Source organism: Tatumella citrea, assembly GCF_002163585.1.
In the GTDB taxonomy this organism is placed as follows: domain Bacteria; phylum Pseudomonadota; class Gammaproteobacteria; order Enterobacterales; family Enterobacteriaceae; genus Tatumella; species Tatumella citrea.
This window is the reverse complement of sequence record NZ_CP015579.1, coordinates 2,310,227-2,333,623: the sequence shown is the minus strand read 5'-3', so window position 1 is coordinate 2,333,623 and position 23,397 is coordinate 2,310,227. Positions and strand designations below refer to the sequence as shown.

Genomic DNA, 23,397 nt, shown 5'->3' with positions numbered 1-23,397 from the left:
TAACTTTTCTGCTGCCGGATGTCAGGAGCTGTCTGTGATTGTGATAATTCAGCGGCAAAAACTGCCTGTTTAAATGTGCAGGGGGCTGCAATCCCCCCCTGACACGATATACTATGCCGCAAATTACCGAATTCAGCCCCCTGGCTTGCCGAGAATAAATATGAAGAAATGGATGCTGTTATCTGTACTGGCCCTGGCCGGTTGCGTGCAAATCACCAATTACCAGCAGGCAGTGAAGCTGCCTGCACCTGCAGGGATTGCCGGTGTCTGGCAAACCGACGGGCCGCAAAAAGGTTTAATCAGCCCGCAGGCGATGGCCTCTTTACTGATTAGCCCGCAGGGCGATACCCTGGATTGTCGTCAGTGGCAACGGGTGATTGCTAAACCCGGGAAACTGGCCATGGTGGATGACAAAATGGTCAACATCAACCGGCAGTTACGGGCAATGCATCTGAAACTGGTCGGCGATACTCTGCACTATGACGGACTGACACTCAAAAAAGTCAGCCAGCCAACCATTGAATGCCAGAAAGCACTGGCAGAGTCTGAGAGCCACCCGGATCAGCCGGTTATCCAGGATATTCAGCCGACATTACTGCTTAATCACTTTGCCAACGGTGAAGCAACCCCGGCAAGCTGATCCTTGTTACTGCGGTCAGACAGAGAAATAGGCCTGCAGTAGCTGTTGCTGCTGCCGGCCCTGACTGAGATTTTCGCCTGCCTTTTGCAGAGCACCGTTAATCAGTGAGGTCAGACACTGGTGCGCTTCAATTAACTGTTGATAGCCTGTCTGACCTTGCTGCCGTTCGGTGGCTGTGCTGACGGGGGGATTTGCTGCCAGCAGCAGATAATCCGTCACCGAACTCTCCAGCACCTGCCATTCTTGCTGCTGCGCCAGCTTTTGTAATTGCTGATTAAGCATGACCAGTTCTGCCAGCCACTCTGAGTAACCATTCATCGTTGATTATCCTAGCTGACGGTTTGCAGACTTTGTTTCCAGCCACTGGCAATATCCCCCAACAGGGTTTCTGCTTCACTGACAGCGGCAATATCCTGATGCAGATTAGCCTGCAGTAGTCGGTAGATGATGTAGTCATAAAGCGACGTGAGTTGCTGTGCCAGCGGATCCTCCGGCCACTCCTGCAACGGCCTTTTCAGGCCGTTGTCGATAATATCCATCGCTTTTGACAGGTTATGGCCCCGGGCAGCAATGTCACCACTGCCGATACATAATTTTGCGCGGGCGAGGGCACCCAGCGCACCGTCAAACAATAAGGTGGTAAGCTGTGTCTGATCGGCACTGAGAACGGCACTCTCAACACTGACCCTGGCATACGCATTGGCACCGGTCATTGTATTCACCCGCCTGCTCCTTATTTATCCGATGAATTATCAAACTGCGATGTCAGATATTGCTTGGTCTGATCCATCTGCGACATCAGTTTATTCAGCTGCGTAAACTGAGTCTTGTAACGGGCCATTGTGCTGTCTATTCCCGACTGCATACTGTCGTAACGTTTGCTGAGATCTTCATAATTACTGTTCAGAGAATCGATAGCATTTGCCAGCATCCCTTTATTTCCGACGCTGTCATTTAACATATCACTGAGAGTATTGTTCATCGCGGTGGCAAAGCCGCTGGTTTTACCATCACCGGTAAAGAAACTGATGACTGCCTGCGGATTACTTTGCAGGGCATCATTCAGCTTGCTGTCATCGACCGTCAGGATGCCAGTCGAGCCATCGGCCTGCACGTTTGGGTCCATGCTGATACCAAGCTGTGCCAGAATTGAATAAGCACCCTGTTGAGGCTGAGTCAGCATTGACTGCAACCGGACCTGGATATTTCGCACGGTGCCATCGCCAATTAACGGGCCATTTGAGGTTGAGTCCGTGCTGGCTGTGTCGGTTCCTGAGAAGCTGGTCAGGCTGGCGATAGTGGATTGCAATTTGTTATAAGCGGTTACCCAGTTTTTAACCGCTTTTACTGTATCATCGGTGTTATTCCCAATCTCCAGAGTCTCTTCTGTTTGCGACACCGATTTCAGACTGAGTGTAACCCCGGACGGAGCGTTGGTGACGGTATTGCTCTTACTGTCGATAGCGATACCATTTACGGTTAGTTTTGTATTTTGCGCAGCACGGGTCTGATGCAGGGCTGAACTGCTGTCCGCAGCAGAGTATCCAATCACGCTTTGTAACTGGTCATCTCCGCTAACGCTCACCGAGATATCATTACCCTCGCCGGAATCTTTAGCCGTCAGGCTGAGATAATATTCCCCGTCAGCGGCGCGGATGCTGGTGGCGTTAATGCCGGCACCACTCTGGTTGATGGCATCGACAATACCACTCAGCGAGGTCTGTTTATCTGTCAGGGTCAGTGTCACCGGGCTGCCCTGACCGGTCTGCAGAGTCAGCGTACGACTGCCACTGTCTGAACTACCCAGCGCAGTATCACTGCTACTGATTTTTCCGGACAGTAATGACTGTGCAGTGGCCAGTTGTGTCACTTTTATCTGGTAATTACCCGGGATAGCACTGCTGTCGGTTGATGCAGAAAATGACAGATTGTTGCTGGTGACGGCCGTGGCATTAAAGGTAGTGGTTTTGGTCAGCGCATCAATAGCGGATTGCAGATTCTGCAGGCTACTTTGTAACTGACCAAAGGCGGAAATTTTGTTTTTACAGGCAGTAGCTTCATTGGTAATGGGGGTCAGCTTAGCCTGTTCTGCTGATTGCAGATTATTGTACAGATCAGTCAGGTTGAGATTACTGCTGATATCCAGATTACTGATAGCGGTCATAACTATATCCTGTGTTTACAGAGGGTGTATCCCCAATATCGGCCTGAAAATGCAAAGGTTTAAGCCACAACCTGCGCGGCAGGATGGCTTTAGTCTGTATGCCAACTCCCCTGAAACAGTTTTTTTCAGGAGACTGACTAAAGTTAACCGGCCGATCACCGATATCAGTCATGAACGCAAAGGGGGAAGCCTTTTTGCTTATTCAATGAACATTCATTTATTGAAGGATAAAAATCATGGCTGTTATTAATACCAACATCATGTCTTTAACTACTCAGACTAACCTGAACAAAGCGCAGTCTGCTCTGGGTACTGCTATCGAGCGCCTCTCTTCTGGTCTGCGTATTAACAGTGCAAAAGATGATGCTGCCGGTGAAGCTATTGCCAACCGTATGTCATCTAATATCCGTGGTCTGACTCAGGCATCACGTAACGCGAATGACGGTATTTCACTGTCACAAACCGCAGAAGGTGCACTGAATGAAATGAACACCAACTTACAGCGTATCCGTGAGTTGACCGTGCAGGCGAAAAACGGTACCAACAGCTCTGCAGATATCGATTCTATTCAGGCTGAGGTGGATGCCCGTCTGTCAGAAATTAAACGTATCGGTAGTGCAACAACATTCAACAACATTCAGTTGTTCGACAGCACCAGCACCAGTATCAACATCCAGGTAGGCTCTAACGACAGCGCAGACGCTAACGTTATCTCTATCTCTCTGTCAGATAACGGCTTTAAATCACAGACTCTGGGTAGCGATTATAGTGTTACCGGTGCAACTGCTCTGGCCGATATCGATGCGCGTATCTCTGATGTGGATACTGCACGTAGCGGGCTGGGTGCGATTCAGAACCGTTTCGAGTCCACCATCAATAACCTGAATGCTACTGTAAACAACCTGTCTGCTTCTCAGTCTCGTATCCAGGATGCGGATTATGCGACCGAAGTTTCCAGCATGTCACGCGCGCAAATCCTGCAACAAGCCGGTACTTCTGTGCTGTCTAAAGCAAACCAGGTTCCACAGACTGTCCTGTCACTGCTGCAAGGCTAATCAGACATTGTGGTGAAGACTTAACCCCGCTTTGCGGGGTTTTGTTGTGTATTGCACCGACAGGAGACAGGCATGCAGAGAATACTTTTTTCGCTGGATAAACTCCGACAGTTTACAGCGGCGGAATCGTTGCTTCCTCGACTGGCCAGATGGTTTCTGCGACAAGGCTGGTCAGTAGATATTACTGCGCGGTTGATTGACGGAGATTACCGGCAACAACTGGCTGAACTTTCTGCCACAGGGCCACTGCGGCTGTTTATTGATAACGACTCACCTTCGTCACCAAAATCCTCCGACAATCTTTACCATCAGTATCAACTTATCTGGGTGTGTAACGGCTACCTGTCTGCCAGGCTGACTGAGCTTATGCATCAGGGGGAGCTGGAGGGAATATGTCTGTTTCAGCATTTTTCGGCAGCTACGCCGGGTATCAGTGAAGAGATCTGTGGGCTGGAAAACCCACTCGCCTGGCGTATTGTCACTGATTCTCCGCTCTGCTATGCAGCTCAGCGTTTACGGGGATCATCGGGTCCAGCCATGAGATTGTTACCTCTGGCATTCGATGACGACGACAGCGGCACCGTCAGTTCACCCACGGGTGAACTTAAGCAAATCCTTTGGGCAACTCAGAATCTGACTCCGGCACTGGGAGAGCTGACGACGCTGCTCCGTTTACGGGGCATTCGTCTGGATGTGATGTTGATTACTCAGCAAACCGCAGAACTGACTAATCAACAACTCAGCCAGTATCAGCTGGTGGTGGCAGAACATCAGCTGGTGGCCCGCGCTCTGTGTCTGGGGATTCCGGCGTGTATTGCCGGACAGGGAGGCTGGCATGGTTATCTGACAGAGCAGTCACTGACAGTGGATAGCGACAATTTCTTCATTGCCACGGGAGATGGCCTGCCTGACATTCCACAGTACTGTGACGCATTAATCAACGGCTATGCCGGGGCACAGCAATGGGCGGTAGAATTTCAATCCACTGCATTGCAGAACTGGTCATTATCGGCGCTGTTACCGCCACTGCTTGATTCTCTTCCGGCTCCCGTCATGCTGACACTGAGTGATCCGCAGGCTAAAGAATGGACAATGGTGAGAAATATTCTGGCACAGCAGGCAGATAACAGCCGTCCATTGCTTCAGTGGTTAAAGCAGCGGGAGATTAGCGAGACCCGGAGGGCTGTGCTGTCAGCCATTATTGCAGGACAGGGGGAGGCGGCGCGAATCGGGGTGATTATTCTCGACCGGGGACATGATCGAACATGCTGTGAAAACAGCCTGCTGTCAGTACGCCAGCAGTCACTGAAAGCGGACCAGTGTCTGCTGATTAGCACACAGGATTATCCGTCGTTGTTGCAGGGCTCTGAACGACAACTGTCATTGCCGGTTGACGGACAGGCGCTCCAGCAGGCAATCGCGGGTTATCTGACCAACAGTTGGCTGGTCATTGAAGCCGGAACCCGTTGTCTGAATGACAGCCTGCTATTGTTTGCCGGGTATCGGTTACAGCATCCGGAAATTCAGGTCTGCTACAGCGATGCTTTACAGGGAGACAGTGTTGAGGATGCTCAGTTGTTGCTCAAACCTGACTGCAATATCGACCTGTTACGCAGCCGGCATTATCCGGGGGAAGAGATGCTGGTCACTGGCGAGTGTATTAAACGCTATCTGCCGCAAATCTCAGTGAGACACGAACTGATCTTCTGTGAGCTTATCTGGCAGATACTGGAACACTCAGGCCCGGCGGCAGTCGGACACCTGCCGGAGGCGCTGCTACTGATACCGGAACGTCCGGTGAAAGATACTCACACGGCTCTGCGCAGGGAGATCACCCACCGGCACCTGCAGCGTTGTTGCAGTGACGGCTGGATAGAACCGGGGGCCGATGGCCGACCGGACCAGTTGCGTTATCCCTTACCACTCACCGCCCGTGTATCCATCATTATTGTTACCCGTGATAACCAGTCATTGTTGCAGCGTTGTCTGGACAGTTTAACGGAAAATACCAGTTGGCCTGACTATGAACTGCTGATTGTGGATAACGGTTCCTGCCAGCCGGACGCCTGTGATTATCTGAATCAGTTACAGGCGCTGAAACTCAGAAATCTGAAAATACTACGCTGGCCTGAAACCTTTAATTTTGCAGCCATTAATAATTATGCCGCTACGCAAGCGTCTGGTGAGTATCTGCTGTTTCTGAACAATGACTGCAGTTTTAGTGATTCCGGCTGGCTGAATGCCATGCTGGAAATTGCCCACCGCCCGGAAGTTGCAGTGACCGGTGCTCAGCAGCGATATGCTGACGGTCGCATCCAGCATGCGGGATTTATCACCGGTTTTGGCAACGGAGTAACTGAAATATTTCGTGACGCACCCGCATCAACTGCCGGATATGCTCATTACCTGCAAACGGCTCAGCAGGTTTCGGCCATTAGTGCGTCCTGTATGTTAGTTCGCCGCAGTGTGTTTGATGAGGTCAACGGTTTCGATGCACAGCATTTTTCAGGTGGAGCGGCCGATATCGATTTTTGCCTCAGAGTTCGCCAGCAAGGCTATCTGGTGGTCTGGACGCCGCAGGCGGTGCTGCAACATATGGGCGGTGCTACCCGGCTCTCCGCCACCTGTTATGCGGCCGAAGCTGAAGCAGAACTGCGGGGTAATGATGCATTGCGTGAACGTTGGCAGGGCGTGTTATGTCAGGACATTCGTTACCACCGACACTTTAGCCGGATCGGACAACCTTTCAGCCTGTCACACCGTACCGCCAGAGTGCAACCCGCGTTACCGGGCCGGCCATTGCCGGTGATGATAGCGGGACATGTTAATTATACCGGCTGCGGTCACTATCGGGTGATTGAACCCTATCAGTTACTGGAACAGCAGTTGCAACTCGAAGGTGGTTTGATCCATGGTTTGCCTGCCGCTATGGAGGTTGCCGCGTTCCAGCCTGACATTCTGTTACTACAGATGCCGTTCGATCCGCAGATTGAAGAAACGGTCCGTCAGTTCCGACAGTTATCCGGCGCAAAAATTATCATGGAATATGATGACTACTTCCTTTGTCTGCCTCGACAGAATCATAACCGTCAGAAGCTCCCTAAAGACATTGCCAGCCGTTTGAGACGAACTATGGAGCTGGCCGATCATCTGGTGGTATCTACAACAGCACTGGCTGACTCTTATTCAGAGTTGCACAGTGATATCCGTGTCGCGCAGAACCGGCTTAACCCGTTGCAATGGGGGGCATTATCCAGTGCCCGGAATCAGGGGCGCAAACCCCGCGTGGGTTGGGCGGGAGGAAACAGTCATGACGGGGACCTGGCTATTCTCCGGCCACTGATTGAGGTATTAGGTAATCAGGTGGAGTGGGTGTTTATGGGGATGAAACCGGCGCAGGTCAGTTGTGAGTTTCACAGTGGCGTACCGTTTGACTGGTATCCTCAAAAGCTGGCCAGCCTCAGTCTCGATCTGGCTTTAGTCCCGCTGGAAATTAATCTGTTTAATGAATGTAAAAGTAACCTGCGCCTGTTGGAACTGGGTGCCTGTGGTATTCCGGTGATCTGCAGTGATATTGAACCTTATCGTGGCTCACTCCCGGTAACACGGGTAAAAAACCATTTCAGGCACTGGATGAAAGCAATTCATGAGCATTTATCTGACCCACAGCTACTGGCCGCCAGAGGCGATGCATTACAACAGGCAGTCCGTTGTGACTGGCTGTTGACTCCGCAGTCGCTGACGGAATGGCAACAGGCCTGGCTGGGATAGTCCAGCATTTGTATAAGTTACAGGAATCAGTAATGAACAGACAACGAGGACGTATCGGAGTAGGAATTGTGACCTGCAATCGTAAGTCAGGGCTACTCCGGCTCTGGAACTCTTTACCTAAACAGCAGATTGATGCGCTGATTATCGTGAATGACGGGAAGCATGAAGCTGAATATCACTCACTGCAGGCGACTCTGGTAGAAAATCCGCAGAACCAGGGGGTAGGATGCAGTAAAAACACTGCACTCAGATATCTGCTGACACAGAATATCGACCATTTTTTCCTGATAGAAGATGATATTTATCTTAAAGATCCACAAGTCTTTGAACGTTATATTGCCGCCTCTGAAGAAACCGGCATACAGCATTTCAACTTTGGATTACATGGGCCTTATAACGTGGATGAGCAGGGGCTGCCCCGGCCAAGGTTGCAGGTGAATTATGCTTCATTCTGCCTGCCACTTTATCCCAGTTGCGTAGGTGCTTTTTCTTATTACAGTCGCCGTTGTCTGCAAAAGGCAGGGCTGATGGATGAAATTTTTTATAACGCGCTGGAGCACGTGGAACACAGCTGGCGCATCATACAGGCGGGAATGCACCCGCCGTTCTCCTATTTTGCCGATATCGAAAACTCAGGGGATTATCTGGGAGATGAGGGTTGGAGTCCCCGTCAGTCCACCATCTGTAGCCAGCTGACGTTTCGGGCTGTCTGCATGACAGCCGCCCTGCAATTCAAAGAAAAATATGGTTTTTCACTCTCAACATTACCGCTAGCCGGTTCTCAGGAAGCTATTCAGTCACTACGCAACATCAGCCAGCGTTTTTCTTCCCGCCATTAATCTCTGTGCCGGTAATTATTTCAGGTTACCGGCAGGTTATTCAGCCGGTTAACACATTTAATTTTAACTCTTTTTTCCTTCGATAGTTCCGATGCCTGCCGGTCGATAATTTCTCTACAGCCTTAGCAAATCAGGACGGAACAGTGGAGAGTTTATACACCGCCGAAGGTGTCACTGATAAACAGGATATCTGGCAGCAATATATACAGCTGGTAAGGCATGAGGCCTTGCGGCTGCAGGTGAGACTGCCCGCCAGTGTTGACCTGGATGACCTGATCCAGGCGGGAGGGATTGGTCTGCTGAATGCAATAGACCGTTATGATGCGGCACAAGGGACGGTCTTTACCACCTATGCGGTCCAAAGGATCAGAGGTGCGATGCTGGATGAGTTACGTAGTCGCGACTGGGTACCACGACGGGTCCGGCGTGAAGCGCGTGAGGTGGCGGCAGCCATTGCTCAGCTGGAGCAAATGACCGGCAAACAGGCAGGTGAGCAGGAGATAGCTGCCCACCTGAAAATGAGCCTGGCTGATTACCGGCAAATTCTGATGGAGACCAATACCAGCCAGTTGTTTTCACTGGAAACGTTATGTGAAGACAATGGCGATGGCGCTGAACTGATGATGGAGCACCGCGAAGAGAGTAATCCATTGTGTCAGTTACTCGACAACAGTCTGCGAAAACAGGTGTTACAGGCGATTGATGGCCTGCCTGAACGGGAAAAACAAGTCCTCAACCTCTACTACCATGATGAGCTCAACCTGAAAGAAATCGGCGCGGTCCTGAATGTCGGCGAATCAAGGGTCAGCCAGTTACACAGCCAGGCAATTAAACGGCTGCGGGCTCGTCTTAAAGACGATTAACGGAAGAATACTTAGCGCCGGAGCGCGTAACTATTATGAAAACTAACTATCAGCGTTTAAGTCGCTATATTCGGGATTATAAATATGCACAACACCACTGTAACAGTTGTGGCAGTGAGCTCAGTCGGGTGCGGTTGTTACTGTCCGGAAAACTGATTAGTCACAAGGATATTATGCATATGGATCACCCGGTGTCTGCGGCACAGTGGCAGGCATTTATGGCCCGGCTGGAACCAGTTTGCCGGTTCTGTTCCACGGTCAGCAATGGCCGCCAACCAACACTGTTCGACATTCAGGCTTTTAAGCAGGCTCTGCTGGCTGACGGCTGTTTATGTCTGGCGACCGTCAGAGAATATGTGATGCGTTTACGGCGCCTTGACCAGGCATTAACTGAACAGGGCTATACCCCGGATAAATTGCCAGACTACCAGTCTCCGGAATTGTGGGATGAGCTGTTGCCGGAAAAAAGCCGGATTAATTACCGGATAGCTCTGGCAAAGTATGCCTGTTACTTTCCGGCAGAGACGCCGGAAGCGGCATCAGCGGATTACAGATAGCTGTTCTCCTAACTGTGTCGTCAGCATTTCAATAAAACGTCGGTGTGCCGGCAATGGTTGCCGGTCGGCGAAGCTGACAACCTGAACAGGTTTGGCGGGCGGAAGGAATGCATCCAGCAACGGAATCAGCCGTTGCTGCTGAATGTCTTCGGCCAGTAAAATTTCCGGTTGCATGATAATCCCTAATCCTTTGAGGGCTGCAGCACGCAGGGCTTCACCATTATTAACCGCCATACACAGACTGACAGGGATACGCAGTGGCTTACCGTCTGATTGCAAAGTCCAGCACTTACTGGCTTGTGGATGGGCAAATCCCAGACAGCGATGAATGCTCAAATCTTCCGGGCGCTGTGGTACCCCGTATTGTCTGAGGTAACTGGCAGAAGCACAGATAACAGAGCGATAAGGGGCCAGCGATCGTGCAAAAAAGGCGTTGATATTGTCGGTCTCGCCAATACGAATTGCGATATCAATTGCCTGTTCAGCCATATCAGGAATCACATCACTCAGTACCAGTTCAATATTAACCTGCGGGTATTGTGTCAGAAAGTCAGCGCATAGCGGAGACAGAACATGGGCGCCGAAAGTCACCGGTGAAGCCACCCTTAACCGTCCGCGGGGAGTGGCTTGCAGTTCTCCGGCCAGTAATTCAGCTTCCTCAACCCGGGACAGGATGTCACAGCAGCGTTGATAGTAGCTCAGACCAAACTCAGTCAGGCTTTGCCGCCGGGTAGTGCGATGCAACAGCCTGACTCCTAACAATTTTTCCAGCGCTTTAATATGCAGGCCGACCATGGTGGCACTGATCCCGGCCTCTTCAGCGACTGCGGCAAAACTGCCTTTCTCTGCGACCCGGATAAACACCGCCATACTTTCCAGTTTGTTCATAATTACCAGGTAAAACTTGTGAAAGACAAAAGTATATCGCTGTTTATCAAGTCAGGTTAATCAATTTTAATAGCGCTATCACCACTATTACGGAGTCAGAACATGATAAGTCACCCGGAATTACGTCAGCGCGGCATGCAACTGTTTGAAAGTTTGTACGGTAATGGAGCCGGAGAGGCATTGAAACAGGATATGGCCGGTCTCTGTCCTGACTTTACTGACATTTCTATTGAATGGGCGATGGGAGGGATTCTGAGCCGTCCCGGACTGGAACCTAAAATTCGTGAACTGGTTGTTATAGCCTCTTGTGTCACCCTGGGTCATCCGGTTCCACAGTTAAGGGCGCACACGCTGGCAGCACTCAATGCCGGTGCCAGCAGGGTGGAGATCATCGAAAGCATATTACAGTTGTTGTTTTATGCCGGAGGGGCAGCAGTGCGCAATGCTTTGGTAAATATTCGTGATATTTTACCCGCTGAGGATACGGCGGCAGTAGCAAGTGAAACAGGAATGTAATCAAAGTCTGATAAGCTGAACAGACACAATATTGTATTTTTTGTCTGACCTTGTTGTGACTTACTTGTACAAGAAAAATTTATGATTCATTGATGGTGTTTGGCCGGGAAATTTTGTAAGGTAATCGTAAAGTCCCATTGCCACTTGCTGGCAGATAAGAATGCTAATATGACCCGGCCATCATCATTATATACCCAGCATATTCTGGAAGCCTCGGCTATTGATCCGGAAAAGCGATTTCATGATATTGAAGAAAACCTGAGCTGTTATGGTATTCGTGTAGTTAATAACCGACGACCAGAAGATATTATTGCCAAACATAAAACTATTTCCGCGACTGGTGGAGATTACTGCAGCGCTATGGGGTCGGAAAATCAGACAATATTTGACCCGCATGCCGTGTCCGAAACTTCAGTATTTATTTCCATGCTAATGGAAGGGGAACAAATTGTCAGTGGTCGTGACCGTTCGGTATCGGCACGTGTCCGCCCGGGAAGTTTATTTATTCATCAGCGCGCGAATTTCTATCATTATCATGCGAAAGGGGTAAAGCAGTTGTATGTTATTCCTTCGACCGCACTCAGCTCCCCATTATTCAGCGGTAAAATAAATACCCCTGTAGTGGTGGCTGATAAACACCCGCTGGCCGGGTTTATAAAATCCCATATGCAGTTACTGGACAATAGTTCACATTTTCTGTCACAGCGGGAAACCGAAACAGTAGTGGACGGTTTAATGAATATGGGGTTGCTGCTGTTATCTGATATTGCTAAGGAGAAGGGATTGCAGGCTACAGGGAAACGTGCGTGGTTATTTAACAGCGCCAGCTCATTGATTCAACAGAACTATTCTCTGCCTGATTTAAATCCTGATTTATTGTCTGTGATGATGAAATGCTCCAGAGCCAGCCTTGACCGGGCATTCCAGGAACAAAACACTTCGGTGATGGCTGTAATACGTGAGTGTCGTTTAAATGCCGCCCGTGAATTACTGGAAACGCATCCTGAGATGCGTATCGAAATTATTTCCTGGAAATGCGGATTTGTCAGCCACTCGCGGTTTGGTAAATTATTTCGTGAAAGATTTCAGGTGACACCAAAATTATGGCGTGATTACCATTGTGCTCATTCCGGGATATCTTCGTTAAATGCTGAGTGACTTTCTGTTACATCCGTAGTTATTATGTTATCAGTTATTCTGTAAGTTTAACTTTTGCAGAGTTAACGTCGATATGTCGGAAATTTTTTGTATCTTCTTTCTTTCAGATATGAATATAAACTGTAGATGGCTGTGGCGACTAAAATAACAGCAATGATTAATAAAGCTGCGGTAGTTAAGTTCATCAGTACTTTATCCTTGGCATAAAATAACACAGAGAAAGGGTTTGCTCCGGCGTAATTTATTCCCGGCTGAACAGACGGAATCACACACGGAGAAAGTGCTGACTACTATGATTTCAAATAATAACGCGGTAAACAGCGTTTAGCCTCAAGACTGGTCAACGGGCATCAGCTGGCAGAGAAAGTAGAGGAAGCAGAGAAAACAGGGCGCCCGGGGGGAAATGTGGCCGGGGAATGAACAAACAGGAATAAAACTGCGATATCCCATGGCGCTGAAGAACGCCATGGGAAAGTCCGGTTAGCCGATAGTCATCAGGCTTGCATTACCCCCGGCGGCGGCAGTATTCACACTGACCGCCCGTTCCAGCAACAACCTTTCGGTCAGGATTGAAGTTTCACCCCGCGAAAACCCTTGTACTGAGACAATAGGGCCGTTGCGTACGGCAACCTGCTGGCACAACAAACTGAGTTGATCCGCATCACCATGAAAGATAACCGCATCATACTGCTCACTGACTGCTTTATCACTCAGGTCAATTTGCTGACGGACTTCCACAGGCAGTTGTTCCAGCCAGCTGCGGCTCAGCTCATTATCATTCCATAGTACCCGGCAACCGGTGCAGGTGACGGCAGCCAGCTGGCAAAAAGCATCCTGCTGATTGTCCGCGACGCACCAGATACGCTCGCGTGGCAATAGTGCATAGCTGTTGCGTTCGCCGGTCGGGCCATTGAGCAGTCTGAGAGTATGGCTTTGATTATTATCAGCAAACTGCCGGCATTGTGCGGTCAGTAACTGATTGTCCAGAGTTGCCGCAAAGTTGCTGAGGGCAGTAAACGGAGCAGGAACAACCTGTTCAGTCTGTGGTGCAGCCAGTCGTGACAATGTCACTTTAGGTCCGTTGTCGGGACGTGAAGAGAGTAACCGGTAGAGATAAAGAGGCCCGCCAGCTTTTGGCCCTGTCCCGGAGAGTCCTTCACCGCCAAAGGGTTGAACTCCTACTACCGCGCCGACCATATTACGGTTCACATACAGGTTACCTGCACAGATATCACGGGTAACATGATTGATAGTTTCATCAATGCGGGTATGAACGCCGAATGTCAGGCCATATCCGGTGGCATTAATCTCATCAATCAGCGATGAGAGTTGGTTGCGGGCATAACGCACGACATGCAGTACCGGACCGAACACCTCGCGTTGTAAATCAGTCGGACGTTCAGCCTCAATCAGTGTCGGGACAACAAAGCGTCCGTTGTTCAGTGCTGTCAGTTTCCCGCTGTCCGGATGGGTAATCCGGCTGACTTTAAAGCCCTGGTCTGCCATTGAAGCAATATGTTGCTCGATCATTTGCTGAGCTTCCTCATCAATGACCGGGCCAATATCGGTTGTCAAAAGCTCCGGATTTCCGGTGCGATATTCGGCCATCGCTCCCCGCAGCATCTCCAGAGTATGGTCGGCGATATCTTCCTGCAAACACAGCAAGCGCAGGGCAGAACAACGTTGTCCGGCACTGTCAAAAGCGGAAGCTATTACATCAGCCACTACCTGCTCGGTCAGTGCGGACGAATCGACGATCATTGCGTTAACTCCGCCGGTCTCCGCAATTAACGGAACCGGTTGTCCCTGAGGATCCAGCCGGCCGGAGATATTACGTTGCAACAACGAGGCCACTGCCGTCGAGCCGGTGAAAATTACCCCACGGACAGAAGGATCGGCCACCAGTTGCGCTCCGGTGGTTTCACCCTGACCAGGCAGTAGCTGCAACACGCCATGCGGAACTCCCGCTTCATGCAGTATTTGTACGGCTCTCATTGCAATCAGCGGTGTCTGCTCGGCAGGTTTTGCCAGCACAGCATTACCGGCGGCCAGCGCGGCAGCTATCTGGCCCGTGAAAATGGCCAGCGGGAAATTCCACGGACTGATACAGACGACCGGACCCAGCGGACGGTGAGTATCGTTATCAAAATCAGCGGACACGGCTGCTGCGTAATAACGCAGAAAATCGACAGCTTCGCGCACTTCAGCAATGGCATTCTGGAATGTTTTCCCTGCTTCACGCACCAGAATTCCGATCAGCGTTTGTATCTGATCTTCCATCAACATGGCAGCATTATTGAGGATGGCTGCCCGTTCCTGAGGAGGTGTAGCAAACCAGATAGTACAGGCAGCGTTACTGGCTTTCAGAGCTGCACTGACTTCCTGTTCGGTGGACTCCCTGACATAACCAACGATGTCCTGCGCTGATGACGGATTGGTCACGGGCAGGGCCGCCGGACGCAACTGTTCTGCCAGCGGCTCAGCATCAATAAGCGGCTCAGCCAGCCAGGGTTTAGCGGCACTGTTTAACAGGGCGCTCGACAACGAGGCCAGACGATGTTCATTGGCCAGATCAATACCCGAAGAGTTCTGCCGGTCACCGTGGTATAACTCACGCGGCAACGGGATTTTTGGATGAGGTAATCCGGTAATGCCTTCTTCACGGGCCAGTTGTTCGGTAGCCAGCACCGGGTCGATAATCAGGTCGTCGATTGACAGGGTTTTATCGGCAATCCGGTTAACAAACGAGGTATTGGCACCGTTTTCCAGCAAACGCCTGACCAGATAAGCCAGCAGTGTTTCATGGGTACCGACCGGAGCGTAGATGCGGCAAGGGCGGTTGAGTTTACCTTCCGACAGCGGGCCTACGACCTGCTCATACAGCGGTTCCCCCATCCCATGCAGACACTGAAATTCGTACTGGCCGGGATAGTAGTTATTACCAGCCAGCTGATAAATTGCCGCCAGACTCTGTGCATTGTGAGTGGCAAATTGCGGATAAATCAGGTTTGGCACCGACAGCAGTTTGCGGGCACAGGCCAGATAAGAGACATCGGTATAGATTTTCCGCGTATAGACCGGATAGCCCTCCAGTCCTTCTGTCTGGGCGCGTTTAATTTCACTGTCCCAGTAGGCACCTTTTACCAGACGTATCATCAGCCTGCGGTGGCTGCGCTCTGCCAGATCAATCAGCGAGTCTATAACGAACGGGCAGCGTTTCTGGTAGGCCTGGATAACAAAGCCAATACCGTTCCAGCCTTCCAGTTCAGGTTCAAAGCAGAGTTTTTCGAGTAAATCGAGTGACAATTCCAGCCTGTCAGCTTCTTCAGCATCGATATTGATACCAATATCATATTCCCGGGCCAGCAATGTCAGGGATTTCAGTACCGGATAAAGTTCTGACATTACGCGGTCGTACTGCGCTCGCTGATAGCGGGGATGTAGGGCCGAAAGTTTGATGGAAATTCCCGGTCCTTCATAAATGCCGCGACCATTGGAGGCTTTACCAATAGCGTGAATAGCCTGCTGGTAGGACAGCAGGTAAGCTTCGGCATCTTTTTTGGTCAGAGCGGCTTCACCCAACATGTCGTAAGAGTAACGGAAACCTTTATCTTCCAGTTTCCGCGCGTTAGCCAGTGCTTCAGCAATGGTTTCGCCGGTGACAAACTGCTCACCCATCAGACGCATGGCCATATCAACGCCTTTGCGCACTACCGGCTCACCACTTTTACCGATAATTCGGTTAAGCGAGCGTGACAGGCTGGCCTCATTATGGGTAGCGACTAGCTTGCCCGTCACCAGTAATCCCCAGGTCGCTGCGTTTACAAACAGAGAAGAACTCCTGCCGAGGTGAGACTGCCAGTTACCGTGGCTGATTTTATCGCGGATTAGAGCATCTCTCGTGGGCTTGTCAGGGATACGCAGTAGTGCTTCCGCCAGACACATCAGCGCCACACCTTCCTGAGAAGAAAGAGAAAATTCCTGTAACAGACTTTGCACCATTCCGGCTCGTCCGCTGCTGAGTTTTTGCAGACGCAATTTTTCTGCCAGTTGCAGGGCCAGATGACGGGTCTTTTCTGACATTGCCGGAGTGAACCGGGCCTGTTCAAGAATCATCGGGACCGCATCGGTTTCCGGGCGCCGCCATGCAGCAGTGATAGCCGAACGGATGACAGACTGTGGCAGAACCTGCTCAGCGAAATCCAGGAAAGGGGGTAATGGTTCATCTTTTAGCGGGGTTGAGTCTGATTCATGGCCGCCGGAAAGCTGCTCAGAAAACAAGGGACTGTTACCGGACTCGATCGATTCCAGTAAATTAAACACTGCCTGGCGAATCAGCCAGTGGGGCGTCCGGTCTATTTTCTGTGCGGCATTTTTAAGCCGCTCCCTGGTTTCTTCGTCCAGCTTTACACCCATCGTGGTGGTGGTGGCCATGTCTGTCTCCGTTTGCGCTAAATTATTATAGGTTGCACCTCAATATCCATTAAGTTGCAACCTGTTGCAACTATGAAAAACTTATGGATATTAAAGGTAATACCCCTGCTGAAAAAATAAGAAAGTTAATGTCAGCAGTAAATCCTCTGCAGCAGACGCTGACAGGGTATTTATGCCGGTAAAACAGGGTTGCATAAAGTTGCAAAGTTGAAAAATTTGATCCGGCGCGGGTTGTGAATAAAAAATAAGTGCGTTCGACGTAACAACATGTTACTTCATTGTTACATCTGGCAGGGTGAGGGAGAAATGCACAACATGCGCATTATCTGTGCGTAAAGCATGTATAGCGATGATTTTGTCGTGCTATTTGCTCGAATTGTGCCTGATAATAATAGAAAAATGGAGACAAACATGACAGCCAGTACCCCGTTACTTATCACTTTTATCGTTTATATCTTTGGCATGCTGTTGATTGGTTTTTTTGCCTGGCGATCAACCAAAAACTTCGATGATTATATTCTTGGCGGCCGGTCACTCGGCAGCCTGGTTACCGCGCTTTCTGCCGGAGCCTCTGACATGAGTGGCTGGCTGTTGATGGGCTTACCAGGAGCCATATTCCTGTCCGGGATCTCCGAAAGCTGGATAGCTATCGGTCTGATCCTGGGCGCCTGGTTGAACTGGAAAATTGTCGCAGGGCGTTTACGGGTTCAGACCGAGCATCACAATAATGCCCTGACTCTGCCCGACTATTTTTCCAGCAGATTTGAAGACAGCAGTAAAGTATTGCGGGTAATTTCGGCGCTAATCATTCTGGTGTTTTTCACCATCTATTGTGCGTCAGGCATTGTGGCCGGAGCCCGGTTATTTGAAAGCACTTTCGGAATGAGTTACGAAACAGCGCTGTGGGCCGGGGCAGCTGCGACCATTATTTATACTTTCCTGGGAGGTTTCCTGGCGGTCAGCTGGACTGATACCGTTCAGGCCAGCCTGATGATTTTTGCTCTGATCCTCACTCCGGTGATTGTTATCTTTGCAGTAGGCGGTATTCCTGATGCTATGAAAGTGATTGAAGCCCACGGTCCGGGTTTCACCGATTTATTTAACCGCACCAGTTTTATTGGCATAATTTCATTACTGGGCTGGGGACTGGGATATTTTGGGCAGCCGCACATTCTGGCGCGGTTTATGGCCGCCGATTCGCACCGTTCTATGCGTGCCGCACGGCGGATTGGTATGAGCTGGATGATCCTGTGTCTGGCTGGTGCTGTCGCTGTTGGATTCTTTGGGATAGCCTACTTTGATACGCACCCGGCAATGGCCGGTGCCGTTAATCAGAACGCAGAACGGGTGTTTATCGAACTGGCGAAGATTCTGTTTAATCCCTGGATTGCCGGAATACTGTTATCAGCGATTCTTGCGGCAGTCATGTCCACGTTAAGTTGCCAGTTGCTGGTCTGCTCCAGTGCGTTAACCGAAGATTTTTATAAAGCCTTTCTGCGCAAAAATGCCGGCCAGCGGGAACGGGTCTGGGTAGGGCGGCTGATGGTTCTGCTGGTGGCTGTGGTGGCTATTCTGCTGGCACGTAACCCGGAAAATAAGGTTCTTGGACTGGTAAGTTATGCGTGGGCAGGGTTTGGTGCTGCATTTGGTCCGGTAGTGCTCCTGAGTGTTTGCTGGAAAAATATGACCCGTAATGGCGCACTGGCCGGGATGATTGCGGGTGCTGCCACCGTGGTTATCTGGAAACAGTTTGCGTTATTTGGTCTGTATGAAATCATTCCTGGTTTTATTGTCGGGCTGCTGGCGATTGTTATCTTTAGTAAGACGGGTGCCCGTCCTTCTCAGAAGGCTTTACAGCGCTTTGAAACTGCCCGTCAGGAATTTATGAACGATTAATCCTGAAATTGTCTGGCGGTGAAGTCCGACACCCGTGATATTGACGATATCACGGGTTTTTTATGTTCTGCTGGTTACGGGAAGCAAGCTGGTTATGCAGCAAACTCAGCCATTGTCAGCTGACCTGCGTCTGCCTGAAGACTGACGTGGAATTTGTTACTGCTGCTTACTGACAGATGGCGGATGTCCTGCTGAGCGTCACAGCACTGAATGAAACCATTCTTCGTTTCGCTGATGAGAAAATATATTTAAGCAACTGGCTGGCCTTTTTCCCGTCGGCAACTACGGCAGTAGCAGGTGAGTGATTTATTGTTCAAAAATTAATCTGTTTTTTTCCAGGGCGAATAAATTTTCAGCGCAAAAAGAGGGCGCCAGACAGATTGTCGTGACAGGCGGCAACTATTTTTTTATGAGATTTATTGTGACCGGAATATAATAATATTATGATTTAAAAGGTTTATTTAATTATCTCTTGCAGCCGGGTAACTATTTTTTCGTGGAAGAGTAAAAATATTGTTGCATTTCACTGCCTGTCAGGTGCAAGTTATTCACTGAGAGTATGAGTTCTACCCCGTTAGTTCTTTCGGAGAGTGTGCATGAATTGTGGTTGTATGCATCACATCAGAAACATTTCGCTTATGTCGCCAGGCATAGGTACAGGCTACACTCAAAAATCTTCGTCTTTTTATCACTTATTTTCATTACTGCATCTCTCTTTAACCGGTACACGTTTATCAGAACGATGTACTGCTCTCTATGGCTGTTCATGGCTTAAAAGGAAGCCGGTAAACCTCTAAAGCGTTCACGTATACGTGTCTGATGTTCAGACCCGGAAAATGAAACCAACTGTAAGGTGCCAACATGGGAAGACAGAAAGCAGTGATTAAAGCGCGTCGTGAAGCGCGCCGGGTAATCCGTAATGACTCACGCAGTCATCGTCAGCGTGAGGAAGAGTCGGTAACATCGCTGGTGCAGATGGGGGGAATGGACTCTATTGGCATGGCTCGCGATACCCGGGATCGTTCTGTGATTGCTGCCCGCAACGAGGCTCAGGCCCGTTACCTGGCTGCGATTGAAACCAAACAACTGATATTTGCCACCGGGGAAGCTGGTTGTGGTAAAACCTGGATCAGTGCCGCGAAAGCTGCAGAAGCGTTGTCTAACAAAGACGTTGAACGCATCATTGTGACTCGTCCGGTATTGCAGGCTGATGAGGATCTTGGTTTTCTGCCTGGTGATATTTCTGAGAAATTCGCCCCTTATTTCCGTCCGGTGTATGACGTTCTGGTGAAACGTCTCGGTGCTTCGTTTATGCAATATTGTCTGCGTCCGGAAATTGGTAAGGTTGAGATTGCTCCGTTTGCTTATATGCGCGGCCGGACCTTCGAAAATGCTTTCGTCATTCTGGATGAAGCGCAGAATGTCACTGCAGCACAAATGAAAATGTTCCTGACCCGTTTAGGGGAGAATGTAACTGTTATCGTTAACGGAGACATTACCCAGTGTGATCTGCCGTCAGGAGTCACTTCGGGGCTGGGGGATGCATTAGCACGTTTTGCTGATGACGACCTGGTTGGGCTGGTACGCTTTGATAAAGAGGACTGTGTCCGTTCAGAATTGTGCCAACGGACATTACTGGCCTACAGTTAATTTAACTACAGAAACCTTCCGGCAGCCAGCCTGCCGGTTTAACTGAATATTTTAGTCAACGGGCCGCAGCTAACAGGTTGCGGCCCGTTTATTTTTTCAGAAACCGGCAAAAATTATCAGCAGACAGTCGGCTTTACTGACTAACGACTCTGTGAGTGAGTTCACTGAGCAGAGCAACACACGGGCCGACAGCATCGCCTCGCTGGGCGGTGACTATTGCTCCGTCAACCGCCATGGCTATCATTGCTGCCTGTGCTTCTGCCCCGGCATGAGCTGTCAGCAGGCTGGCAATAGCTGCTGTCATATCCTGTTTATGCTGACGAACCCGCTCAAGCGCCTCCGGCAAACTATCACCTAGTTCTGCGGCTGTATTAGTAAATGCGCAGCCACGGAAATCATCGCTGTTAAACCACTGAGCCATCGTCTGACCGATAGCTTGTGACAGAGGCATTCCCCGGGCGTGAAAATCCAGCAATGTCTCTGTGAACCATCGCATCCAACGCTGATGGCGATAATCAAGAAACTCCAGAATAAGTTGATTTTTCGACGGGAAATGGCGGTAAAACGTCACTTTGGTGACAGCCGCCTCGCGAATAATCAGGTCAATGCCAGTGGCACGGATTCCGGCGCGGTAAAACAGTTGATGTGCAGTTTCGAGTATACGCTCGCGGGCAGCAGAGGGTTTAGTCATCAGTAGTCTCCTTTGAGATAAATTATAACTTATGTAGACAGAGTTGTCTGCATAAGTTAGTCTGCATGTAGACAAAGTTGTCTACATTATTATTTAATCAGGAGTCATCATGGAAATCAGACAGCCCGTACCTCCGTTTACTGCCGAAACTGCGGCCGAAAAAGTCAGACTGGCAGAAAATGCCTGGAACAGTAAGGACCCACAGCGCGTCAGCCTGGTCTATAGCCCGGATACTTTCTGGCGTAATCGTAGCGAGGAAGTCAGGGGCAGGGAGCAGGTCGTTCAGTTTTTACAACGTAAATGGAATAAAGAACTCGAATACCGGCTGATTAAACAGCTCTGGGCATTTGGCGGGAATAAGATAGCAGTGCGGTTTGCTTACGAATGGCGCGATGATGCGGGGCAGTGGTATCGCAGTTATGGTAACGAAAACTGGGAGTTTGATGCTCAGGGTCTTATGATCAACCGTTACGCCTGTATTAATGATAAACCGGTTACAGAGGATGAGCGTCGTTTCTTCTGGACCGGAAACGTGCGCCCTGACGATCATCCGGAACTCGACAGTTTTGGATTTTGATAAACAAACCGTTGGCTAAGTATCGGCGAAACCAGTGGCAGCTAATGATACCAGACAATATTTCGCCGACTCTTGCGTTGAGGTTGTTTACTAATGTTAATCATTTTTCCATTAGCGGATTAAATCACCGGGGCTGTCGCGACAGAGCAGCCCCGGTGATTTCCCCCTCAGAGGCCGATGGTAAATCGCGGGTTAACGGCGCTTATTTCTCCCTGAAATCGTGTGTTTCCTCTTGTCCCTCAGATAAGAAAACAGTGAAAACCCGGCAATGATTAACAAAATTATGGCAATAGCCAGTAACAGGAAATTCATCATACTGATCAACCCTTAATAAATGTAAAAAACAGGATCTCAGCTCGTTAAATCAAAGACCTGGAGTAATGTAGCCGGGGCTAAGGTAGCTTTTTTATCCTGTATTTGTATCCGGGTTATAATCTTAAATTAACCACTTCCGTCATTTTTCAGACCATTTCTACAGTTGGTTAACTCACCGTTTAACGGCCCCGACAGTATTACTACCCGCTAACACTCACCGGCAGGCAGAGCCAGCCATTTGTCACTATCAGAAGACAGAATAACAACGGAGCACGGTTTCCGGCGGGGTAACATATCTGATGAACATTAAGATTTTCTGATTTAACCAGAGGATCTTTGTCAGTAATGAAACATCAGGTGGTATTTTTTTCATAATATCTGCTCATTGTTATGCTGTTATTAAAGCCTCATTTGCATACCAGGAGTCACTATGGATCGTCGTCAGTTTCTGGGGACCGTTGCGGCAGGATTGCTCATTAGCCGGAGTGGCAGCAGTTTTGCTGCTGAAACAGCAACCTCAACCTCTGCCGGTACGCCTCAGACAATACGTTTATGGCCAGGTATGCCACCAGGTGGTGGCGGACCACAGGGCGAAGTGAAATGGTCTGCAAAAGGAGCAGAAAGTCATATTGCTGAACCATCGTTGTCGGTGTATTCGCCGGCAAAACCCAATGGCTATGCGGTGCTGATTGCAGCTGGTGGGGGATATAAGCGTATCGAAATGGACAGTGAAGCGTTGCCTGCAGCCCGTTGGCTGAACCAGCGGGGTTTTACAGCCTATGTGTTGAGCTATCGTTTACCCGCTGAAGGCTGGAAAGACGGGAACATGGTGGCATTGCAGGATGCACAACGGGCGTTACGACTCATTCGTCAGCGGGAAAAAAATGTCAGTGTGCTGGGGTTTTCCGCTGGAGGACACCTGCTGGGTATGGCGGCGACCCGGCCTGATTTCGCCAGCTATACTGCCGTTGATAGCCTCGACAGCCTGCCAGCCACGGCCGACAGAGTGGCATTAATCTATCCGGTCATCACTCTGGAGGCTCCGTATACTCATACCTCGACTCATAAAATTCTGGTGGGTAATCATGCGACGGCACAACAGGATGAAGCGTGGTCGGTTCAGAATTTTGTGAAGCCAGATTCACCGCCTTTTTTTCTGGTTCAGGCGAAAGACGATCCGATTTCAAACCCTGAAAATACACTGATTTTGAAAGCTGCCTGTGAGAAACACCATGTGCCGGTAGAATTGTACCGTTATACGACAGGAGGGCACGGTTTTGGTATGGGGAAACCAGGGACACCGACGATGGAATGGCCATCGCATTATCAGTACTGGCTGCATAACTGGCAAACCCTCTGATATCCCACATAACCACGGGGCGA

Annotated in this window: 20 protein-coding genes; 12 read left to right on the top strand and 8 right to left on the bottom strand. The window is 49.9% G+C overall.

The annotated features are described in order from the left end of the window. Positions 1 to 160: 160 nt before the first annotated feature. A complete protein-coding gene (gene yedD, locus A7K98_RS11120) occupies positions 161 to 640 on the top strand; it encodes a lipoprotein YedD (protein WP_087488617.1) in 480 nt (159 codons plus the stop codon). A gap of 15 nt (positions 641 to 655) precedes the next feature. On the opposite strand, the gene A7K98_RS11115 is transcribed toward yedD, so the two are convergent. The 3 genes from A7K98_RS11115 to fliD are packed head-to-tail and all read right to left on the bottom strand — an operon-like array spanning position 656 to position 2,804. After that, positions 656 to 958, bottom strand: a complete 303-nt coding sequence (locus A7K98_RS11115) for a hypothetical protein (RefSeq protein WP_087488616.1) — start codon at positions 956 to 958, stop codon at positions 656 to 658. Positions 959 to 969: 11 nt separating this feature from the next. After that, positions 970 to 1,353 (bottom strand): flagellar export chaperone FliS, encoded by a 384-nt coding sequence (gene fliS, locus A7K98_RS11110; RefSeq protein ID WP_232461635.1) that lies wholly within the window; start codon positions 1,351 to 1,353, stop codon positions 970 to 972. A 20-nt stretch (positions 1,354 to 1,373) separates the two neighbouring features. Continuing rightward, positions 1,374 to 2,804 carry a flagellar filament capping protein FliD gene (gene fliD, locus A7K98_RS11105; RefSeq protein ID WP_087488614.1) on the bottom strand — a complete coding sequence of 477 codons (1,431 nt, stop codon included), beginning with the start codon at positions 2,802 to 2,804 and terminating at the stop codon, positions 1,374 to 1,376. 236 nt (positions 2,805 to 3,040) lie between these two features. On the opposite strand from fliD, the gene A7K98_RS11095 reads away from it, so the two are divergent. From A7K98_RS11095 to A7K98_RS11075, 5 genes are all read left to right on the top strand, one after another. Then, the gene (locus tag A7K98_RS11095) at positions 3,041 to 3,859 is read left to right on the top strand and encodes a flagellin N-terminal helical domain-containing protein (protein ID WP_087488612.1); all 819 of its coding nucleotides are present in this window, start codon (positions 3,041 to 3,043) and stop codon (positions 3,857 to 3,859) included. Between the two features lie 72 nt (positions 3,860 to 3,931). After that, a complete protein-coding gene (locus A7K98_RS11090; RefSeq protein ID WP_087488611.1) occupies positions 3,932 to 7,630 on the top strand; it encodes a glycosyltransferase family 2 protein in 3,699 nt (1,232 codons plus the stop codon). 32 nt (positions 7,631 to 7,662) lie between these two features. Further along, on the top strand, positions 7,663 to 8,469 hold the full coding sequence (locus A7K98_RS11085; protein ID WP_087488610.1) for a glycosyltransferase family 2 protein: 807 nt from the start codon (positions 7,663 to 7,665) through the stop codon (positions 8,467 to 8,469). 143 nt (positions 8,470 to 8,612) lie between these two features. Continuing rightward, the gene (locus A7K98_RS11080; RefSeq protein WP_087488609.1) at positions 8,613 to 9,332 is read left to right on the top strand and encodes an RNA polymerase sigma factor FliA; all 720 of its coding nucleotides are present in this window, start codon (positions 8,613 to 8,615) and stop codon (positions 9,330 to 9,332) included. A gap of 35 nt (positions 9,333 to 9,367) precedes the next feature. Continuing rightward, on the top strand, positions 9,368 to 9,889 hold the full coding sequence (locus A7K98_RS11075) for a flagella biosynthesis regulatory protein FliZ (RefSeq protein ID WP_087488608.1): 522 nt from the start codon (positions 9,368 to 9,370) through the stop codon (positions 9,887 to 9,889). On the opposite strand, the gene A7K98_RS11070 is transcribed toward A7K98_RS11075, so the two are convergent. Continuing rightward, the gene (locus tag A7K98_RS11070; RefSeq protein ID WP_087488607.1) at positions 9,872 to 10,777 is read right to left on the bottom strand and encodes a LysR family transcriptional regulator; all 906 of its coding nucleotides are present in this window, start codon (positions 10,775 to 10,777) and stop codon (positions 9,872 to 9,874) included. The genes A7K98_RS11075 and A7K98_RS11070 overlap by 18 nt on opposite strands. Before the next feature lie 102 nt (positions 10,778 to 10,879). On the opposite strand from A7K98_RS11070, the gene A7K98_RS11065 reads away from it, so the two are divergent. Then, positions 10,880 to 11,293 carry a carboxymuconolactone decarboxylase family protein gene (locus A7K98_RS11065; RefSeq protein ID WP_087488606.1) on the top strand — a complete coding sequence of 138 codons (414 nt, stop codon included), beginning with the start codon at positions 10,880 to 10,882 and terminating at the stop codon, positions 11,291 to 11,293. Between the two features lie 168 nt (positions 11,294 to 11,461). Continuing rightward, on the top strand, positions 11,462 to 12,451 hold the full coding sequence (locus A7K98_RS11060; RefSeq protein ID WP_087490470.1) for a helix-turn-helix transcriptional regulator: 990 nt from the start codon (positions 11,462 to 11,464) through the stop codon (positions 12,449 to 12,451). A 62-nt stretch (positions 12,452 to 12,513) separates the two neighbouring features. Here A7K98_RS11060 and A7K98_RS21340 read toward each other — a convergent pair whose 3' ends face one another. Together A7K98_RS21340 and putA are read right to left on the bottom strand one after the other, a co-directional pair. Further along, complete coding sequence (locus A7K98_RS21340; protein WP_157665926.1) at positions 12,514 to 12,636, bottom strand: small membrane protein; 123 nt, start codon at positions 12,634 to 12,636, stop codon at positions 12,514 to 12,516. 295 nt (positions 12,637 to 12,931) lie between these two features. Next, entirely contained in the window at positions 12,932 to 16,885 is a 3,954-nt protein-coding gene (gene putA, locus A7K98_RS11055) for a trifunctional transcriptional regulator/proline dehydrogenase/L-glutamate gamma-semialdehyde dehydrogenase (RefSeq protein WP_232461526.1), read from the bottom strand. Between the two features lie 411 nt (positions 16,886 to 17,296). Between putA and putP the strand changes: the two genes are divergently transcribed. Together putP and phoH are read left to right on the top strand one after the other, a co-directional pair. Continuing rightward, positions 17,297 to 18,781, top strand: a complete 1,485-nt coding sequence (gene putP, locus A7K98_RS11050; RefSeq protein ID WP_087488605.1) for a sodium/proline symporter PutP — start codon at positions 17,297 to 17,299, stop codon at positions 18,779 to 18,781. An 861-nt stretch (positions 18,782 to 19,642) separates the two neighbouring features. Beyond that, entirely contained in the window at positions 19,643 to 20,431 is a 789-nt protein-coding gene (gene phoH, locus A7K98_RS11045) for a phosphate starvation-inducible protein PhoH (RefSeq protein ID WP_087488604.1), read from the top strand. 133 nt (positions 20,432 to 20,564) lie between these two features. On the opposite strand, the gene A7K98_RS11040 is transcribed toward phoH, so the two are convergent. Beyond that, positions 20,565 to 21,122, bottom strand: a complete 558-nt coding sequence (locus A7K98_RS11040) for a TetR/AcrR family transcriptional regulator (protein WP_087488603.1) — start codon at positions 21,120 to 21,122, stop codon at positions 20,565 to 20,567. Positions 21,123 to 21,231: 109 nt separating this feature from the next. Here A7K98_RS11040 and A7K98_RS11035 point away from each other — a divergent pair, with 109 nt between their 5' ends. After that, positions 21,232 to 21,699, top strand: a complete 468-nt coding sequence (locus A7K98_RS11035) for a nuclear transport factor 2 family protein (protein ID WP_087488602.1) — start codon at positions 21,232 to 21,234, stop codon at positions 21,697 to 21,699. 192 nt (positions 21,700 to 21,891) lie between these two features. Here A7K98_RS11035 and A7K98_RS21730 read toward each other — a convergent pair whose 3' ends face one another. Next, positions 21,892 to 22,011 carry a small membrane protein gene (locus A7K98_RS21730; RefSeq protein ID WP_407703113.1) on the bottom strand — a complete coding sequence of 40 codons (120 nt, stop codon included), beginning with the start codon at positions 22,009 to 22,011 and terminating at the stop codon, positions 21,892 to 21,894. Positions 22,012 to 22,444: 433 nt separating this feature from the next. Here A7K98_RS21730 and A7K98_RS11030 point away from each other — a divergent pair, with 433 nt between their 5' ends. Continuing rightward, a complete protein-coding gene (locus A7K98_RS11030) occupies positions 22,445 to 23,374 on the top strand; it encodes an alpha/beta hydrolase (protein WP_087488601.1) in 930 nt (309 codons plus the stop codon). Positions 23,375 to 23,397: the final 23 nt, after the last annotated feature.

Coding starts and splice junctions, on each gene's coding strand:
- A7K98_RS11040 (WP_087488603.1), bottom strand. CDS start 21,122: ATGACTAAACCCTCTGCTGCCCGCGAGCGTATACTCGAAACTGCACAT.
- A7K98_RS11095 (WP_087488612.1), top strand. CDS start 3,041: ATGGCTGTTATTAATACCAACATCATGTCTTTAACTACTCAGACTAAC.
- phoH (WP_087488604.1), top strand. CDS start 19,643: ATGGGAAGACAGAAAGCAGTGATTAAAGCGCGTCGTGAAGCGCGCCGG.
- A7K98_RS21730 (WP_407703113.1), bottom strand. CDS start 22,011: ATGAATTTCCTGTTACTGGCTATTGCCATAATTTTGTTAATCATTGCC.
- A7K98_RS21340 (WP_157665926.1), bottom strand. CDS start 12,636: ATGAACTTAACTACCGCAGCTTTATTAATCATTGCTGTTATTTTAGTC.
- A7K98_RS11075 (WP_087488608.1), top strand. CDS start 9,368: ATGAAAACTAACTATCAGCGTTTAAGTCGCTATATTCGGGATTATAAA.
- A7K98_RS11090 (WP_087488611.1), top strand. CDS start 3,932: ATGCAGAGAATACTTTTTTCGCTGGATAAACTCCGACAGTTTACAGCG.
- A7K98_RS11070 (WP_087488607.1), bottom strand. CDS start 10,777: ATGAACAAACTGGAAAGTATGGCGGTGTTTATCCGGGTCGCAGAGAAA.
- A7K98_RS11085 (WP_087488610.1), top strand. CDS start 7,663: ATGAACAGACAACGAGGACGTATCGGAGTAGGAATTGTGACCTGCAAT.
- putA (WP_232461526.1), bottom strand. CDS start 16,885: ATGGCCACCACCACCACGATGGGTGTAAAGCTGGACGAAGAAACCAGG.
- fliS (WP_232461635.1), bottom strand. CDS start 1,353: ATGACCGGTGCCAATGCGTATGCCAGGGTCAGTGTTGAGAGTGCCGTT.
- A7K98_RS11035 (WP_087488602.1), top strand. CDS start 21,232: ATGGAAATCAGACAGCCCGTACCTCCGTTTACTGCCGAAACTGCGGCC.
- putP (WP_087488605.1), top strand. CDS start 17,297: ATGACAGCCAGTACCCCGTTACTTATCACTTTTATCGTTTATATCTTT.
- A7K98_RS11115 (WP_087488616.1), bottom strand. CDS start 958: ATGAATGGTTACTCAGAGTGGCTGGCAGAACTGGTCATGCTTAATCAG.
- A7K98_RS11030 (WP_087488601.1), top strand. CDS start 22,445: ATGGATCGTCGTCAGTTTCTGGGGACCGTTGCGGCAGGATTGCTCATT.
- fliD (WP_087488614.1), bottom strand. CDS start 2,804: ATGACCGCTATCAGTAATCTGGATATCAGCAGTAATCTCAACCTGACT.
- A7K98_RS11060 (WP_087490470.1), top strand. CDS start 11,462: ATGACCCGGCCATCATCATTATATACCCAGCATATTCTGGAAGCCTCG.
- A7K98_RS11065 (WP_087488606.1), top strand. CDS start 10,880: ATGATAAGTCACCCGGAATTACGTCAGCGCGGCATGCAACTGTTTGAA.
- yedD (WP_087488617.1), top strand. CDS start 161: ATGAAGAAATGGATGCTGTTATCTGTACTGGCCCTGGCCGGTTGCGTG.